General features: G+C 44.5%; 13 protein-coding genes. 6 read left to right on the top strand and 7 right to left on the bottom strand.

The features are described from left to right. The first annotated feature begins 306 nt into the window (after positions 1 to 306). Both C7475_RS31125 and C7475_RS31120 read left to right on the top strand, forming a co-directional pair. Positions 307 to 591 (top strand): putative quinol monooxygenase, encoded by a 285-nt coding sequence (locus tag C7475_RS31125; protein ID WP_110057349.1) that lies wholly within the window; start codon positions 307 to 309, stop codon positions 589 to 591. Between the two features lie 135 nt (positions 592 to 726). Then, positions 727 to 1,635, top strand: coding sequence for a cyclase family protein (locus C7475_RS31120; RefSeq protein WP_110057343.1), 909 nt, complete (start codon positions 727 to 729; stop codon positions 1,633 to 1,635). Positions 1,636 to 1,687: 52 nt separating this feature from the next. Here C7475_RS31120 and C7475_RS31115 read toward each other — a convergent pair whose 3' ends face one another. The 4 genes from C7475_RS31115 to C7475_RS31100 form a co-directional block, all read right to left on the bottom strand. Continuing rightward, entirely contained in the window at positions 1,688 to 2,194 is a 507-nt protein-coding gene (locus tag C7475_RS31115) for a YkgJ family cysteine cluster protein (RefSeq protein ID WP_110057342.1), read from the bottom strand. Positions 2,195 to 2,295: 101 nt separating this feature from the next. Further along, positions 2,296 to 3,384, bottom strand: coding sequence for a serine hydrolase (locus tag C7475_RS31110; protein ID WP_110057341.1), 1,089 nt, complete (start codon positions 3,382 to 3,384; stop codon positions 2,296 to 2,298). Between the two features lie 163 nt (positions 3,385 to 3,547). Continuing rightward, positions 3,548 to 5,074 carry an aminotransferase class V-fold PLP-dependent enzyme gene (locus tag C7475_RS31105; protein WP_110057340.1) on the bottom strand — a complete coding sequence of 509 codons (1,527 nt, stop codon included), beginning with the start codon at positions 5,072 to 5,074 and terminating at the stop codon, positions 3,548 to 3,550. Between the two features lie 2 nt (positions 5,075 to 5,076). After that, positions 5,077 to 5,739, bottom strand: a complete 663-nt coding sequence (locus C7475_RS31100; RefSeq protein WP_110057348.1) for a DUF4395 domain-containing protein — start codon at positions 5,737 to 5,739, stop codon at positions 5,077 to 5,079. A gap of 196 nt (positions 5,740 to 5,935) precedes the next feature. Here C7475_RS31100 and C7475_RS31095 point away from each other — a divergent pair, with 196 nt between their 5' ends. Further along, the gene (locus tag C7475_RS31095; RefSeq protein ID WP_110057339.1) at positions 5,936 to 6,973 is read left to right on the top strand and encodes a sensor histidine kinase; all 1,038 of its coding nucleotides are present in this window, start codon (positions 5,936 to 5,938) and stop codon (positions 6,971 to 6,973) included. Next, complete coding sequence (locus C7475_RS31090) at positions 6,966 to 7,643, top strand: LytTR family DNA-binding domain-containing protein (RefSeq protein WP_110057338.1); 678 nt, start codon at positions 6,966 to 6,968, stop codon at positions 7,641 to 7,643. Before C7475_RS31095 ends, C7475_RS31090 begins: the two co-directional genes overlap by 8 nt. Before the next feature lie 23 nt (positions 7,644 to 7,666). On the opposite strand, the gene C7475_RS31085 is transcribed toward C7475_RS31090, so the two are convergent. Continuing rightward, a complete protein-coding gene (locus tag C7475_RS31085) occupies positions 7,667 to 8,218 on the bottom strand; it encodes a hypothetical protein (protein ID WP_110057337.1) in 552 nt (183 codons plus the stop codon). Between the two features lie 658 nt (positions 8,219 to 8,876). Here C7475_RS31085 and C7475_RS31080 point away from each other — a divergent pair. Both C7475_RS31080 and C7475_RS31075 read left to right on the top strand, forming a co-directional pair. After that, positions 8,877 to 12,035: a TonB-dependent receptor gene (locus C7475_RS31080; protein ID WP_110057336.1), complete on the top strand. Its 3,159-nt coding sequence runs from the start codon at positions 8,877 to 8,879 to the stop codon at positions 12,033 to 12,035. 11 nt (positions 12,036 to 12,046) lie between these two features. Next, entirely contained in the window at positions 12,047 to 13,657 is a 1,611-nt protein-coding gene (locus C7475_RS31075; RefSeq protein WP_199236317.1) for a RagB/SusD family nutrient uptake outer membrane protein, read from the top strand. Here the strand turns inward: C7475_RS31075 and C7475_RS31070 are convergent. Continuing rightward, the gene (locus C7475_RS31070; protein WP_110057335.1) at positions 13,590 to 15,989 is read right to left on the bottom strand and encodes a histidine kinase dimerization/phosphoacceptor domain -containing protein; all 2,400 of its coding nucleotides are present in this window, start codon (positions 15,987 to 15,989) and stop codon (positions 13,590 to 13,592) included. The genes C7475_RS31075 and C7475_RS31070 overlap by 68 nt on opposite strands. A 78-nt stretch (positions 15,990 to 16,067) precedes the next feature. Continuing rightward, a complete protein-coding gene (locus C7475_RS31065; RefSeq protein ID WP_158286665.1) occupies positions 16,068 to 18,362 on the bottom strand; it encodes a histidine kinase dimerization/phosphoacceptor domain -containing protein in 2,295 nt (764 codons plus the stop codon). Positions 18,363 to 18,395 lie beyond the last annotated feature (33 nt).

The raw sequence follows: 18,395 nt of genomic DNA, 5'->3' as shown, positions 1-18,395 counted from the left end.
TTATATACCGCTTAGATACCGCTAATCCTACGTTAATCCTACGTTCATGAACGTAGGATTAACGTAGGATTAGCGGTATCTAAGCGGTATATAAGCGGGTACAGTAAGCATACAAAAAATACGATGGTGCAGAAAAGCTTTACAGTTTATTGTAACGCTGCAGGATTAACTTTACAATCAATTGCAAATTCACCATACGCTTTAAGGGCTTTCATAACTATCATTATTTTGATAGCAGAATATAAATTGTTTTATTTTTCTAATACTGAGAGGCCTCCTAATTTTGTACCCATAAAAAATATAGACATGAAAATTTATCTGACGGCTATTATAAAAGCAAAGGAAGAATATAGGGAAGAGGTCGCTACTGTATTGCAGAACATGGTATTGCAGACCCGAAAAGAAGAGGCAAGCGAGTTGTACAGTTTGCACCAGGGCATTGAGGATGAGAATGTCTTTACTTTTTATGAGATATGGAAAAGCAAAGAAGGGCTGGACGCGCATAATCAGCGACCGTACATCAAAGCTTTCGGGGAGGTGGGAGAGAAGTTGCAGGAGGCCCCTGTTGTGTTATTAACAACATTGATATAGGAAGCGTCCGGTTCGGGATATAATGGCCTTGTTATTGAAGGCAATATGCAATGCTAAACGTTTAAAAATTAAACAATGAACACCAAACTTGTTATAGCAGGATTAACTAGTCTATTACTCATAAATGAATTATCCATGCAAGCGCAAAGTTTAAGTAACCCGAAAACAGATACCGCGTGGTATCCATCCGCATACGGAGCCAATGATGAAATTGGCGCCGCCAATCTGTTAACTCCGGAAATAGTGATGCAAGCCGTTAAGCTGGTAAAAACCGGCAAGACCTATCCGTTGGCAGTGCCGATCGATAAACATTTACCGGCATTCCGTCATCGCAGTTTCAATCTGTATAATATTCAACCCGGTGAGCAGGGCGGACAAACTACTGGTCCGAATAAGTTCAGCTTCAATGATGAACTGGTGAATGGCTGGACAGGCGTGGGGACGCAGTTAAATGGCATTGGTCACATCGGGATAGACAATGTTTATTACAATGGTCATCATGCGAAAGATTTTGTTACTGTTGAAGGGGTGAAGAAACTTGGTATAGAAAAAGTACCGCCTATTGTAACCCGTGGTATAGTACTGGACATGGTTGCACACTATGGGAAAGCTATTGTTCCCGGAGGCACTGAATTTAGTGTAGCAGATATTCAGGCCGTACTTAAAAAGCAAGGCATAACGATCCGTAAAGGAGATGTGGTATTGTTTAACACCGGCTGGCTGGAGCTGATCGGAAAGGATAATAAACAATTCCTGGAAGTAGAACCCGGCATCGGGATGGAAGCTGCGCAATGGTTGGCCGACCAGGGCATTGTTGCTTTCGGAGGAGATACCTGGGCCTCAGAAGTGTACCCGAATCCAAAGAATAATGAGGAATTTCCTGTTAATCAGTTCATGCTTGCGAAAAAGGGGATATATAATCTGGAGTTGATAGACAGCAGGGCATTGGTACAGGATAAAGCCTGGGAGTTCCTGTTTGTGTTAGGACAACCGTTGTATAAAGGGTCTACGCAGGTGAATATTAATCCGGTGGCGATACGGTAAAAGAAATGTTGATCAGGCAGCGACGTACAGGTCGCTGCTTTTTTGTTTGTGGTTATGCCCCAAAAGCCAGCCTTACCTTCATCTCTTCCAGCACATTATAAATGATCGGGCAACGGCCATAATGCATAAGCATGGCAAAAAGGCGGCGGGTGAATTGTGGCTGATGCAAACCCGGAAATTCACGGCATTCTGCAAAGCGTTGTTCGTAGATGGTACAGCAGCTGTTTTTAAGGAAATGACAAGGGATGGCATTGATGACCATCATACTGTTGTTAGAGCCGGTTTCAATGTATTCTTCCAGTACATCGGCTTCCGGTCGGTTTAAATGACCGGCGAGCCGGGTTACTTCGTCCGGTGTTACATTGATCATGAGAGAACGGCAGCAGTTGCCACAGGTTGTGCAGTCTATCTGAGGAGTAATAGTGGCATCAAGCTCCTGAACGAGCGCGTCAATGTCTGCAGACTCCTGTGAAGAGAGAAATGCTCTGAACGCCTGGTTTTCGGCTTCCTTTTCCTGTGCCGCCAGCGCAATGGTATCGAGTTGTGTAATGAGTTTCAAGGCCGCAAGGTACGCAAACTATATGGAATGATCAGCATAATCCCAGGAGCGGCCTGAATGTGGTATTATTTGTAGCTTATCAGGCATAAAAAATATTCAGATTACTTATCTAATGATTCCAAAGCTAATGCTGCAATATCTCTTGTTACCTGGGTAGGGGAATGACAGTCGCAGTTACTGAGACCAATAATATAAATGCGCTCGCGTGGTATATAAATGCCCATTGTTTTAAATCCAAATATGCTGCCGCCGTGTTCGCGGACAGGAGTTCCCTTTATTTCTTTCAGGTGCCAGCCATATCCGTAGGTAAAGGCTTCTCCGTTATTCAGTTTATATGTCTGGAAAGCCTTCGTAGTACTTTTATTGCTTAGTAACAGATGTTGGTCCAAAGCATTCTGCCATCTCAGCATATCGCCTGCAGTTGACATTAAAGAACCTGATGAAAAGGGGATAGTGAAACTGATGATCGTTTTATTTACATACCCATGTTCTTTTTTATGGTATCCGTAAGCTCTTTCAGGGATCACTTTTCTATCACTGGCGTAGTACGAGTTATTCATGCCAGCTTTCCTGAAGATGTTTTTATTGATAAAGTCTTCATAGGTTTCTCCGGAAACCAGCTCTATGATATAACCGAGGAGAACATAACCTGAGTTATTGTATTCAAATTTCTCTCCCGGCTGGAAATCAACAGGTTCATTTTTAAAGAAGTCGACCATCATTTTGGGCGTCATTTCTTTTTGAGAAATGTCTGAAAGCGCTTTCATTTTGGTGAAATCCTTTATGCCTGAAGTATGTGTCAGCAGATGATGCAAGGTTATTTTGTCGCCCGATGGATAATCGGGGATATATTTTGAAACAGGGCTCTGTACATTCAGCTTGCCCTGTTCTTCAAGCATTAATACAGCAACAGCTGTGAACTGTTTGGTCATAGAGCCTAGTTGAAATACACTTTCAGGAGCAAGATCAACACCCAGTTCGAGATTGGCCTTCCCGAAAGCTTTGTGATAGACCGGCTTGCCATTCCGGGTAACCATAAATACGCCGCCAGGGCCATCTTTTTCATTGAATTCTTTTAGGATCAGACTGTCTATCCGGGCTTCAAAGCTTTGTGCGAGAACTGTATGTAAAGGTTCGCAGATTAGACTAAGGGCGAACAGTAAGGTATAGATGTATCCTGATCTATTCATCTTTTTCAGGGTATTTTGGTTTATGTGTTAGCGGGCGTAGCGTACTAAGTCCTTTTATAAATTTACTTCATATAGATTAATAGCGGCAAGATATGAAACTGAGTGGCAGACGTTTCATATATGGGATAAAAGTCCTGAAAAATGTTACGAAAGCCAATACCTGTCAGTTTGTCCACCGTTGGGGAGTAAACCAGTCTGATATTTCCCGGTGCTGTGTGTTTATATCTCCCTTAAAGAAATATTCATTCAATGTTTTGTCGTAGTAATAGTCTTTTTCCCATTCATCGATATTAGCGATCGTTATTTCAATGGCATCCAGGATGAAGTTGATTTCGGCATCGGTCATAGTAGGATGTATAGATAGCCTGACCCATCCCGGTTTTCGGGATAGGTCACCTGCACGGATGGCGTCGCGTATAGCATACGACCGGCGTTTGCCAACATGCAGCAGTATGTGACCGTAGGTACCGGCACAGGAGCATCCCCCTCTCATCTGAATGCCGAACCTGTCGTTGAGCAGTCTGACGATCAGGTTATAATGTACACCGGCCACTATAAAAGAGATCACGCCCAGGCGTTTTATAGCCGTAGGTTCCAGCAGCTGTATAGCTTTCATTTCAGAGAGTCGTGGGAATATAATGGCCAGCAGCTCTTCCTCCCGTTTCAACATGTTATGTACGCCCATTTCCTCTTTCAGTCTGATACACATTGCAGCCTTAATGCCCTGCAGGAATGGAGGGGTGCCTCCGTCTTCGCGTTGTTCGATGTCTTCGGTGTACTCGCGGGACTTCCAGGGATTCGTATACTTTACAGTACCTCCGCCGGGTTGGTCGGGGATCTTGTTGTTGTAAAGGTGTTTATTGAAGATCAATATTCCGGGGGTGCCGGGACCACCTAAAAACTTATGTCCTGAGAAATAGATGGCGTCCAGATGGGCGCCATCTTCGACAGGATGGATATCGATGTTAGAATAGGCGGCGGAGCAGGCAAAATCTACAAAACATAATCCCCCGTAAGCGTGCATAAGTTTAGCAATGTCGTGATAAGGAGTCCGGATACCGGTAACATTGGAACATGCTGTTACGGCAGCAATTTTATGCACACGGTCTTTGAAATGGTCCAATAAAACCCCGAGGTGTATGAGGTCTACATTCCCTTCATCATCATGCCCGATGATCTCTACTGTTGCGATGGTTTCCAGCCAGCTGATATGATTACTGTGATGCTCCATGTGTGTTACAAAGACCACGGGCTTTAAGGGGTGATCATCCGGCAGGGGTGTTACTGAGGTAGTTTTGTTTGTGATGTGCTCCGGCATTCTCAGTCCCAGTATCCGTTGTAATTTGTTGACAGCAGCTGTCATTCCGCTGCCGCACAAAAGCAATACATCATCAGTACTGGCATTAACATGTGTTTTAATTATGCTCTTTGCTTCTTCGTAGGCCTGAGACATTGAACTGCCTGTAATGGTGGTTGATGTGTGTGTATTGCCAACGAAGGGAAGTACTTCCTGTTGCAGATAATTTTCAATTGGTCTGTAAGCCCTGCCGCTGGCTGTCCAGTCGGCATAAATGATCCGCCTGATGCCGAAAGGTGATTCGAAATGCTGCTGATCGCCAATGATATTCTTCTTGTAAAAGGAGAAGTAATTTTCTAATCCGCTTTCGCGGCTCACAGGTAACGGATACATAACTATTTTGATTTAGCGGTTGGAGAAGGTCTGAAAAGATCATGCGGCGCCTGGCTGTATCGTTCATACAATAAACCGGAGGCGAAGAATACCAGTGCGATAAATAACGCCAGTACTGTCAGCTGCGCTATGGACACTTTCTGAATGTCCTGTTTTGACGGGGCTTTACATACTTCTCCCGGGCAATGTTCGATCTTCTTCCTGTTGAATATCGGATAGAACAGGCAACCGAGGCAGATGCCGAAGGCTGCTTCGAAAAACAGGAAGAGGAGGCAAACCATGCAAACCGAGCCGGTAATGACACTGTAAGAGTTGTCAATGATAAACAGGTAGAACATCGTTGCTGATAAGACAATACCGATGATCCATGCGAATTTCTTTTGCGGCGCGCCTACATATTCGGGCGACTGTCTACGCACTATCAAACGTCCTGCTATCATCGTGGGGGAAAATCGCGGATTAATAAGAACACGGATCAGCAGGTCGAGCAGGAAAAACGTGATGACATATTTTACGGGTATAAAATTGCCATCAAAAAGTATGAACAGCAATGAAGTATAGGTAGCCAGGAACAGCATTCCGGCGGAGGCCCTGATCTCTCTTTCATTGAGTACAGGCGTATCGTATCCTGTTACTATTTCTCCGAATTGTATTAGTTTGTTCATGTTTTGGTTATTATTGGGTGTGAACATGTAGCTTTTGGCTGTTTACGATACAAGGATAGATATTCGGGTTCATTGCAGGAATGCCTGGTCAACGAACAACGAGTTGTGGTAAACAAACGGCAGGATTGCGTCAATTACGATTAAGTGCTGGTGAATGAGAAATATTTTATCGACATTTATCTCACGAAATACCGACATGAAGAAAGTACCCCGCTTAAAAAAATATGAGCTTTACCTTTGGCTGGCACCTGCTTTTTTAGCATTGAACCTGCTGCGGGATATTGTTGAAGGCTCCAGTGATCTTCCCTACAGGACCGTTAATGAAATATGGTTAGCATGTTATGTAACGGTGATCAACTACAGGTTCTTTGAGCATAGTTTGCCGGGTATGAGCCTGAAAAGATTTCTTCGCTCATTTCTGCTGGCGGTACTTTACTTTTTTGCTTATTCTCTTGGTTTCTTTTTATGGCGGCAACTGGGTGTAACACTGCATATTTTTACAGTATTGAATAAGACGATGTCTATTGATGACAGGATCGGTGCACTGGTCGGATATAGCATTAGTGCAATTCTTTTTTTCGGGATCATCAGGCATGTCGTCAATCATATCAAACTGAAGCAGTCAGCGCAGGAGCTCCGTATAGCCAGTCAACAGGCAGAACTGAATTATCTTAAGTCGCAGACGAATCCTCATTTTCTATTCAATACACTGAATAATATTTATTCGCTGGCAAGAGATAAGTCTGACCTGGCGCCGGAATCTATTCTCCGCTTATCGAAGATACTGCGGTATATGTTGTATGAAACCAGCGCGCCGTATACTGCCATTGAACAGGACCTCAAAATCATCGACGATTACATTGCACTTGAGAAACTAAGGTATGACGAGTCGCTACATATTAATTTCAGTCATGACCTGGAAGACAGGAAGCAGGGGATCACGCCATTGTTGCTTATCCCGCTTGTTGAAAATGCTTTTAAACATGGGGTGTCGGAAACCAGGGACCGTCCGTTTGTAAATGTTTTTCTTACGGTAAAGAACAGGCTCCTTGTCTTTACTGTGGAAAATTCAACAGGAGAGCCGGTGGAGAGTAATATCGTGAAAGAAAGTATCGGCCTGTCGAATCTGCGTCGTCAGCTTGAGTTGCTTTACACCGATTATAGTCTTGAGATACAACCGGGGAATTATACGTTCAAAGCTATCCTGAAAATTAATCTTGCCAGTCATGTATAAGGTAAAATGTATCATAATAGAGGATGAACCACTGGCTGCAAAGGTGCTTATTGACTACATTGCAGCGGTCCCATTCCTGGAGTTGCAGAGAACTTTTAAGGACGCGATCCTGGCTTCTGAGTTCCTGTTATCCAATAAGACTGATCTGATCTTTCTGGATATCCATCTGCCTAAGTTAAAGGGGATGGCATTTCTGAAGACACTTGCCAATCCGCCGGCAGTGATCGTTACTACTGCTTATCATCAATATGCGGTGGAGGGTTTTAGTTTAAATGTAACAGATTACCTGTTGAAACCATTTGAGTTTGAACGGTTCCTTACAGCTGTTAATAAGGTGCGTGCAGAAGAGCGCCGGACAGCAACTGAAGCCAGGGACTTTATTTTCGTTAATGTACAGAAGCGAAAGGTTAAGATCTTGTTTTCGGAGATATTATATATTGAAAGCCAGCGTGAGTATATTAAGATCGTTACTACGAGGGGGGAATACCTGTCGAAAATGAGCACGAATGAAATTGAAGAACTATTACCGGAACAAGTGTTTAAACGCATACATCGATCTTTCATTGTTTCTGTGAATCAGATCGATTCCTATACCGCAGAAATGGTGGAGATCAAAGGAATACCTATCCCTATTGGAAGAGGATATAAAGATATTATTGATCAGTTATAGCGTGCATTACTTTTGTAAGATCTTCATTGCAGCAGCCGTCTAAGCCTTAACCGAACGTACTGCTGCAGGAGCACGGGATATACATTATACAGAAAATTACATAACAGCAGCACTACAACCCATAGCCAATGTGCATTCCAAAGTGCATGGCCGGTCAGCGGCAGGAAAGCCAGCAGTAAACCCAGGTGAAAACGTTCAAACACGTATGTTTCCTTTATCTTCCGGCGGATAGTTGTTTTATCATAAACGATCCTGTAAGCGGGATAACGGTTCCGGACCATCCGGTTGATGAGGCGTCCCTGCTGTACATACTCCAATATCAGATGTACCCCGAGTTGCTGATACCAATGCCTGGAATTGCCGGCGGAGAGCCGGTCCAGTAAAATAGCAGGAAAGAATGACGGGAATAGATAGGCAGGTATAACGATCCATAACCAGGTAAGCGGCAGGTGCAGATAAAAATAATAAACTGCCGGGGCCAGGTTTACGAGGCTCCAGAAGAGATTAGGCACCATGTTATATAGTGCGGCCAATCGTTCCGCTTTTTGTGTGACTGTTCTCTCTTTAACAGGCATGCTACAATTTTGCAGGGGCTCAAATTATTGTTAAGTTAAGCAATCACTTTAAAATGCTGTTGGAGAAATTAAGAATGAAGGCAAAAGGATGAGGTGACTGCAGTTTCTTTTCAGTCTAAATAACAAATTTTGCTTTTTCACAGAAGTATTAAATGGTATTATAAGATGACTGATTGAAATTCAATGAGGTGCAGCTGGATGGACAATTCAAATGTTCATTCGGATGTAGGGGTTAGTAAAAGGTTTGCTGCGAACAGAAGGCATGGGCGGGAATCCATATTTGCTATGTGATCTGTTGTAATTCAATACTTTACTATAACTCTAAATTTTCTTACCGAATTCTAACCTTACTTTCCGGGTTATTTGTATATCTTTAGAACAAGTAAAGAATTGAGCCAAAATCTGAATCCAAAATTCGAATCGTAATCTAAATCGTAGTCTAAACCGTGATCTAAATCGTAATCTAAATCGTAATATAAATCCTATATACTGAACTGAGTGATGTGCTGTATTGTGATGCCATAAAGAGCAATAGCAACTTATTTTAATTTCCCATAGTACAAGTAAAGTAAAATCGTCACGAAATGACGTAAGGGGTTCCTATTGGGAAAATTCAAAGGATACAAACAACACACTAAACCAAAATTTAAATCAGCGTATGAAAAAAAGTCTACTCTTATGGCTGTTTATGGCCATGAGCATGCTACATGCAATGGCACAGTCCCGAACGGTTTCGGGAAATGTGACCGATGCTAAAGACGGGTCGCCATTGCCTGGCGCGACAGTCCGTATTAAAAACACATCCACAGGAACTGTAACCGATATTTCCGGCCGGTTTACCATCAAGTTGCCGCCTGAGGCGAAAGTATTACACGTTTCTTCCACCGGATTTTTATCAAAGGAAGTTGCAGTAGGTACCGAAACTGAACTGAAAGTTTCACTTGACAGCGATGAAAAGTCACTCAGTGAAGTGGTCGTAGTTGGATATGGTACACAGGAACGTAGAAATGTAACAGGTTCCGTTGGTACAGTAAAAGGTGAACTCCTTAAAAACCTTGCTACACCAAGTTTTGACAGGCAACTGGCCGGTCAGGTAACGGGTGTGCAGGTAGGTGTGGCTTCCGGTATATTAGGTCAGCCTGCACGTATCCGTATCAGGGGCGTAAACTCTATTACAAACAGTTCTGATCCGCTGTACGTGGTAGATGGTGTTCCTTATATTTCCGGCGACCAGGGTGGTTCTGCATCTGTATCTTACAATCCGCTGGGCGATATTAACCCTGCAGATATTGAGAGCGTTGAAGTATTAAAAGATGGTTCTGCTACTGCAATATATGGTTCACGTGCATCCAATGGCGTTATACTGATCACTACCAAAAGAGGTAAACTCGGTAAGGTAAGCCTTTCTTATAGTGGATGGTTAGCCTCTTCTCAGGCTTCTAAGAAGTTTGACCTGCTGGACGCTAATGAGTTCATCACTGTAACCAACGATAAACTGAAGAATGCCGGTTTGGCAGAAGCTGCCAAGCCAACGCTGGACCCTAGCGGTAAACCGTACAACACTGACTGGCAGGATATCATATTACGTAATGCTTTCCAACAGAACCATGCATTATCTTTCAGTGGTGCAACTGATCAGACCAATTACTATTTCTCTCTTGGTTATTCCAATATGGATGGTATTTCTTTAGGTAATGATCAGGTACGTTACAGCGTGCGTGCAAAACTGGAGCAAAAGGTATTGGAGAGAGTTACATTTGGTATTAACGTAGGTGTTACCCATACTACCGATAACGGTTTGAATGCCGGTACGAATGCGCTTTCCGGGAATGTTGGTGGTGCAATACGTCTGTTCCCTAACGTACCTGATATGTTTGCAGATGGTACTTATAACCTGAGTGCTGATAAACAACGTCTGGGCAGAGGTGAGAACACCCGTGAAATAGACGATAACTATACTAACCTGAAATATGTACTGGACCATAACGTATTCAGGAACCAGAGTATGAATACAACCGGTAATGCGTTTGTAAGTGTATCTATCCTGAAAGGACTGGATATCCGCAGTCAGATCGGCATTAATAATCTCAACGTTGAATATTACAGGTATTATGATCCTGTACATGGCGACGGTAGAGGTGATGTTGGTAGTACTTCACAGTATTCAATGCCTCAGTTCAGGTATAACTGGCAGAACACGATCAGTTATAACAGGACACTGGGCCTGCACAATATCGGATTTGTAGGCGGTCTGGAATATCAGAAAACGAGGACGCGCTTTTTCTTTGCCAGCGCCACGAATCTGTCTGACGTATTCTTCGGAGGGGAGAACATCATCTCTGATGCATGGGGTACGAAGAACCTGGGTGGTAGCGTAACAGAACGTGCATTCGAATCTTACTTTGCGCGTGCGAACTATGCTTATAATGACCGTTATCTGTTAACTGCAACTATCCGCCGTGATAAGATCTCTTCCCTGCCATGGGGCAACCAGGGTGCAACATTGCCTGGTGCATCGATCGGCTGGCGTATTTCCCGTGAAGCATTTTTTCAGAACCTTAACCTGGACTTCATCAACGAGCTGAAATTCCGTGGAGGTTATGCAAAGGTGGGTAACGTGGAAATTGGTAACTATCCTTATGCAGGTGTATTCAATGCCGTTACTTATGGCGAGTTGAATGCGATACAATATGGACAGATCGGTAACCCTAATCTGTCATTCGAAACCAGTAACAAGATCAACGGAGGGTTAGACCTCGCTTTATTTGACAGCAGGGTTCAGTTCTCGGCCGATTATTTCCAGAACAACGTGAATAACCTGATCCTTGCTGCTCCTACTGCTCCATCACTGGGTGTACCTAAAAACAGCATCAACGTGAACGTGGGAGAAATGAACAACAAAGGATGGGAGTTCAGTCTGAGCGGATTGATCATCGCTAAAGAAAAATTCCGCTGGAATGCGAACCTGAACCTCACGCTGGTTAAGAATAAAGTGACCAGGCTGGCAAATAACAACGCCGACATCATCGACACGTATAACATTACCCGTGTTGGAAATTCTATCGGTGCATTCTTTGGTTATGAGTCCAGGGGTGTAAATGCAGCGAATGGAAATCCGCTGTGGGTGAAAGCGGATGGTACTGTTGTACAGGGCAACCTGGATGCAAGCGGTAATTTCAGGTTCTATACTTATGATGCAAGCAAACCTGGCGATCTTACTACGCCTGCAGCTGCGCTGGCTTTCGCTGATAAACGTATTCTTGGTGAAGCTAACCCTACCTGGTATGGCGGTTTCAATAACACCATTAACTACGGCAACTTTGATCTGAACATTAACATGACCTTCTCCGGAGGTAATAAAGTATACAACGTAACACGTCAGGAAAGTCTGGTTAACATGAAGTTCCAGAATGCCGGTGCAGAGTTGTTACGCGCCTGGAAAACGGAAGGACAGGCTACTGATGTACCACGTCTGTTCTATGGAAGTGGTGCAGGTAACTCCCTCAACCAGGCAGGTAGTACCAACAGCCGTTTCCTGGAAAATGGCTCATTCCTCCGTGCACAGAATATCGGGTTGGGATATACATTGCCTACCGCTTTGCTGCAACGTATGAAGGTAAGCAGTTTCAGGATATATGCACAGGTACAGAATGCATTTATAATAACCGGTTACAGTGGTCTTGACCCTGAACTGAATGCAAATGCGCAGGCTATAGGCGCTACTACCTATGCAACTACGAACAGGCAACCGGGACTGGATTACAATACCAATCCTGTACCACGTACCTATACTTTTGGCATTAACCTGGGATTATAAAAATTACTGCAATGAAAAGAATCAGATATACATTTAACAGATCGGCCATAATGGCTTTACTGGCTGCAGCTATGCTGGCGACGCCATCCTGCAGTAAATATACAGAACTGGAACCTATCAACTCTCCATCTGAAAACTCTGCATTCCAGAGCCCTTCCAGTATTGAACTGGCAATGCAGGGCGTGTATGAAGCAGCAGCTATCGGCAGTTACAATGGTGATAAGGCGGCAGCCCGAGGATATCCTTTTGGAGCTGCGGCTATCGAACAGGATGAAATGAGGGGAGAGGATATGTTGAACGTGGCGCAGTTCTATGCGATCACTTATGAAGGTGGTTACACTACAAGTTCTGCCAATAACGTAAACATGTGGACAGGACTATATGCGCTGGTCAACCAGGCCAATGTGATGATCAGAGGTGTACAGGGCGCTGCTACAGCCGGTATCATTACTGCGGAAGCGGCGGCAGCCTACGAGGGAGAAGCCCGTTTTCTGCGTGCGCTGGCACATCATGAGCTATTGATCCATTTCAGTTTTCCTTATGCTGACAATAGCGGCAGTAAACCTGGTATCCCTTATCGTGAGAAGGCTATCATCAGCCAGGACGATGTTACAGAAGGACTGGCGATCGGAAGGGGTACGGTAGCTGAAGCATATGCCAAGCTGCTGGCTGACCTGGATTATGCCGAAACAAACCTGCCGGCTACACAGGCTAAAGGATTGTCGAGAGCAACAAAAGGTGCTGCTATTGCTATCAAGACCCGTATAAAACAACATATGGGAGATTGGGACGGTGTAATAGCAGAAGGTACTAAACTGGGTACTAATCTGACGCCGGCGGCACATTTTACAAGTCCTATCGGTGGTTATACGCTGACTGCGAGTCCGGAGACACCCTTCACAAGCTACAAGAACAATACTGAGTCCGTATTTTCAATTGCCAATGGTCCTGCGGCGAACGGTGGCGTGAACGGTGCGCTGGCAGCCATGCTAGGACCGGCAGATAAAGGTGGCCGTGGTCTTGTGGCAACAAGTCCTATTCTTTACAATGCAGCCTTCTGGGTAGAGGGTGACCTGCGTAGGACCTTATTGCAGGTGAACCAGGTAGTTGGAGAGAAATATGCCTTCAGCAACAAATACAGGGACTATGTAAACAAGTCTGACTATGCACCTATTATCAGATATGCGGAAGTGCTGCTGAACGTAGCGGAAGCATATGTGAAAAAGGGTAATGCAGCACAGGCATTATTGCTGTTAAATGATGTACGTAACCGTTCTGTTCCTGCTGACAAACAGTTCACTACAGCACCGGCAGATCTGATGCTGGCTATCCTGCAGGAGCGCCGTATTGAATTTACGGGAGAGGGACGCCGCTGGCCGGATATCCACCGTCTTGCACTGGACCCTACTTATGGAACCAATGGTATTCCTGCCAAGATGAAGATAGGGCAAATGAAACTGGACGGATCGGACTATAATAATGTCAATCCTCCGACATTCCCTGCAGCTGGCGGTGTAGTTGCTTATCCGTATACAGATTTCCGTTTCCTCTGGCCTATACCGGCAGATGAGGTAGCGGCCAATCCGCTGCTGCGCGAGCAACAGAATGAAGGATATAAATAATTAACAAAAAGGGCCGTAGTGATGCGGCCCTTTTTGTTAATACATAGTCTGGGACTGCTGCAAGTTCTTCTGGTACAGGAAAGGTTTGTTGCTCGTGGTATTTAAAGGTGACTGTTATCACTACGCCGTTCCTGTTCCGGATGTTCAATGTTCCGTCCAGTTGTTCAGCGAGGGTATTCATGAGCATCATACCCATAGATATTTTGCGTGGCTGGTGATCGTCTTCGGGTGGCAGTCCGACACCATTATCGGCTATTGTGAGGGTTAGCTGGCCGGGTGAAGTCTCCTGCAGGGAGATTGTGATGATAGCGTTGCCATCGGGCTTAAAAGCGTATTTAATGGCATTGGTGATGGCTTCATTGAGGATCAGGCCAATGGGCACAGATTGGGAGACATCGAGTTTTACATGACTGATCTGAAGCTCGAACCTGGTCTTACTGACGTCTGAAAAGCCGTCTTTGAGGTATTCGACGAGGTCAAGGATATAGGTGTGCATGTCTATCAGGGCCATATTTTCAGACTGGTACAACTTCTGGTGGATCAGGGAAATGGCTTGCATACGGTACCTGCTTTCGCGGATAGCGTTAAGGGCGTCTTTATCGTCCAGGAAAGCCGCCTGTGTATTGAGAAGGCTCATAACTATCTGAAGGTTGTTCTTGACCCGATGATGGATCTCTTTTACGAGCCATTCTTTTTCAACCAGCAGTTTATTCTGTGTGGTGATGAGATGTTCGAGGGAATGGTTCTTCTGATTGATCTCTTCCTGTTTATGTTCCAGTTTGCGGTTACTGCGCAGTTTGAGTTTATAACGGTTATATACAAGCGTCAGCATGATAGCCAGCATGGCGGCGCCTGCGATGATCACATTTCTGGTTAGGTGGGCTTTGTCCAATGCTGCTTCCTGCAGTTGGGATGTACGTGTAAGCAACTCAATGCTTTGTTGCTTCTGCTGTGTTTCAAACTGTACCTGTAAAGTACTTATTTGTCTTAGCCTGGATATCTGAAATATAGAGTCGTTAACAATTTTATAATTGCGGAATTGTTCGACCGCTTCTTTGTAGTTGCCCATAGCAGAATCGGCTCTGAAGAGAGCGAGATAGGCGTTTGACTGCAGGTTCAGGTTCTTCATTTTAATACCGGCGGCAATTACATTTAAGGCCAGCTGATAGCTCTTCATATATTCGCCGTTTTGAAGATAGTATCTGGCCTCAACATCATCCAACGTTACCTGTAATATTTCAGGCAGCTGATCTCTGCCCTTCTGTGCGCGTCGTATATAAGGGAGGGCAGCCAAGTGCTGTTTAAGATCCAGGTGGCAGCCGGCAATGAAGATATACACCCATATTTTTTCTGTAGAATCTGTAGTGGGGTAGCTGTGTTCCACATCTCTCATCACTGCCAGGGCCTTTTCAGGCATCTTCATCTTCGCATAACTATTTCCTATATTGAAGGCCAGCGTGCGCAGCGTAGGTGTATCGTTAAGCTTAAGCGATACTTGCCAGGCTTTATGATAGTACTTCAGTGCATCCTGGTGTTCACCCATATAGTAGTAAAGGATGCCGAGCCTGTTGTAAACCGTAGCATGTGTGCTTGTAATATCTTTCACCAACTCGATCGACTTTACAGCAAGCAGGCTGTACTTCAGTGCGTTGCCAAAATCTCCCAGGAGGTTATAGCCTGTACCCAGCAGGGAGTATACATCAGCGCCAGGATCTATTTTAATCTCATCATAAAGGGCAACCGATTGTTCCAGCGCTTCCGTCAATGATTTGTAATCATCAATGACATTGTAGTGATCGCCCAGTACATACAACGTATGCGCCTGTTGCTCTTTCAGGCCTGCTTCTTTATAAAGTTTAATGGCATCCTTATAATAGCTGATCCTGATATCAATATCTTCCGGGGCTCGCTGTCCATAGTAATTAGCCAATTCGATATAGGTATCTGCCAGATAGTCTTTCTTTCTATATTTCTCAAAGATATCTCTTGCTCTAATGGCATACGCTTTCCCTTTCATAAGAATATTCTGCTCACGAAAGATCTGGGAGTAGAGCAAACAGCTCTGCCCCTCCCATATTTTGTCTTTTGATCTTAATGAAGACGTAAGTACTTTTTCTGCGAGCAGGGTTGCACTGTCCATATCGGAACGAGCTGTGCCCGGTCTCAGGACGTATGTGTATCCTGCGTCCAGCAAGATGTGCATTTCAGCAGTATCGGGACGTTCTTTATTAATCAACTGTTTCAGGACTCCATATGAAGGCAACTGTTTTTGTGCCAGGCATGGCAGCAAATATCCGATTATACAACAGCAAAGCAATAATGGCCTGTTCATAGCTAGTCATTTTATAAACATTTACAGTGCTTCCGCTCCCGTGCTATCTGCTTATAACCGGTTCATGGTCCCGTAATATCATGCGTACCTTACAATTTCTTCCACCAGTTCATCTGATTCAGCAAAAGCTTGTTCCTGGTATTTAAAGTTTACTGTAATAATTACACCGTTCCTGCTCTGTATGTTCAATGTTCCGTCCAATTGTTCGGCGAGTGTATCCATGAGCATCATTCCCATTGATGTTTTACGGGGCTTGTTATTGTCTTCCTGAGGCAGTCCTGCGCCATTATCTGCTATTATGAGGGCTAATCTGCCGGGTGAAGTCTCTTGCAGGGAGATTGTAATAATACCGTAACCATCAGCCTTAAAAGCGTATTTAATGGCATTGGTGATGGCTTCATTAAGAATAAGCCCAATAGGAACGGATTGTGATACATCCAGGTTTACATGTGTTACCTGAAGCTCAAACCTGATCTTACTGACATCTGAGAAGCCGTCTTTGAGGTATTCAACGAGGTCGCGGATGTAGGTATGCATATCTATCAGGGCCATATTTTCGGACTGGTATAACTTCTGGTGAATGAGCGAGATGGCCTGCATACGGTACCTGCTTTCGCGGATAGCATTGAGCGCGTCTTTATCGTCCAGGAAGGCTGCCTGCGTATTCAGGAGGCTCATGACTATCTGAAGGTTATTTTTTACGCGATGATGGATCTCTTTGACCAGCCATTCTTTTTCACCGACGAGTTTCTGAAGGAACTGGTTCTTCTGGTTGATCTCATCCTGTTTTTGTTCTAACTGCCGGTTGCTACGCAATTTAAGCTGATACCGGTTATACACGAGTCCCAGCATAATGGCCAGCATGGCGGCGCCGACGATGATGACATTCCTGGTGAAGGTGGCTTTGTCAAGCGCGGCTTGTTGCAATTCTCCTTTACGTGTAAGCAGTTCGATGTTCTGTTTATTCAGTTTAAGCGCCTGATCTTTCTGCTTCGTTTCGAACTGCACCTGTAAGATACTTATCTGTCTTGTTTTAGCTGTATTGGTTAAAGTATCACTGATAACTTTATACATGATATAGTGTGCAAGGGCTTCCTCAAAGTTTTTACTCGCAGAATCGGCTTTGTATAGTGCGGAGTAAGCATTTAACTGAACACCATGGTTGTTAAGCTTTAATCCAGTGGCAAGCTCCCGGTCTGCCAGCTCATGGCTTTTCTCATATTGTCCTATATAGAAATTATAACGGGCCTCCAGGTCATCGACAGCGGCCTGTAATACTTCCGGCAGCTGTTGCCTGTTTTCTTTCAACTGCTGCATGTAACGGAGGGTCTCGTTCGGACGGTCAGTATCGAGGTAACATCCTGCGAGGAAGATATATGTCCACATTTTATAAAGGAGGTCTTTAGGAGGATAGTCACGTTCTATCCGTTTTAGTACTGTGAGGGCTTCCTTGTACATTTTCATTCTCACATAAGAGGAAGCAATATTGGTCGAAATAACATGCAAACTTGTCGTGTCTTTGAGTTTAACGGCTATGGGCCAGGCTTTTTCATAGTATTTCAAGGCTTCCTGCTGCTCCCCCAGGAAGTAGTAGAGAAGTCCAAGCCGGTTGTAGATAGTGATATGTGCATTAAAAGTGTCTTTCAGAGATTCAACTACTTTTACGGCAAGCAGATTGTACTTAAGGGAGTTGCCGAAGTCGCCGAGACGGTTATACCCGAGGCCCAATAGTGAATAGATATCTGCACCTGGTTCCACTTTAATGGAATCATAGATAGCGACTGATCGTGCAAGCGCTTCCGTCAATAATTTGTAGTCGCGCGCGATATGATAGTGATCGCCGAGGACATAGAGTGCGTGGGCGTGTTTTTCTGCCTGACCCGCTTCTGCATAGGATCTGGCTGCCTCTTTATGGTATTTTATCCTGGTATTGAGCCCGTCAGGAGTTTCGATATTATAACAACTGGCCAATTCAGAATAGGTGTCTGCGAGGTAATCTTTTCTATTGAGCTTTTCAAAGATATCCTTTGCTCTCAGGCCGTATTCAATCCCTTTCGCAGGAATATTCTGCTCGCGAAAGATCTGGGTGTAGAGCAGACAGCTGCGCCCTTCCCATAATTTTTCGCCGGCCCTGATGGATGAAGTCAGTACTTTTTCTGCGCACAGGATGGCGCTGTCCATATCGGCACGGACGGAACCCGGCCGCATAACGTATGTGACCCCTGCATCCAGCAATATGTGCATTTCTGCCGTATCGGGACGTTCCTCTTTGAGCAATTGTTGTAAGACTTTCGGTGACGCCAGATGGTTTTGTGCCAGGCATGGGAATAAACACCCGATCATGCAGCAGGAGAGTAATAATAACCTGTTCATAGCTAGTTCTTTTATATACAATTTTCTGTTTAC

The organism is Chitinophaga sp. S165, from assembly GCF_003182155.1.
In the GTDB taxonomy this organism is placed as follows: Bacteria; Bacteroidota; Bacteroidia; order Chitinophagales; family Chitinophagaceae; genus Chitinophaga.
Note: the sequence above shows the minus strand (reverse complement) of the source record. Positions and strands in the feature narration are given on the sequence as shown.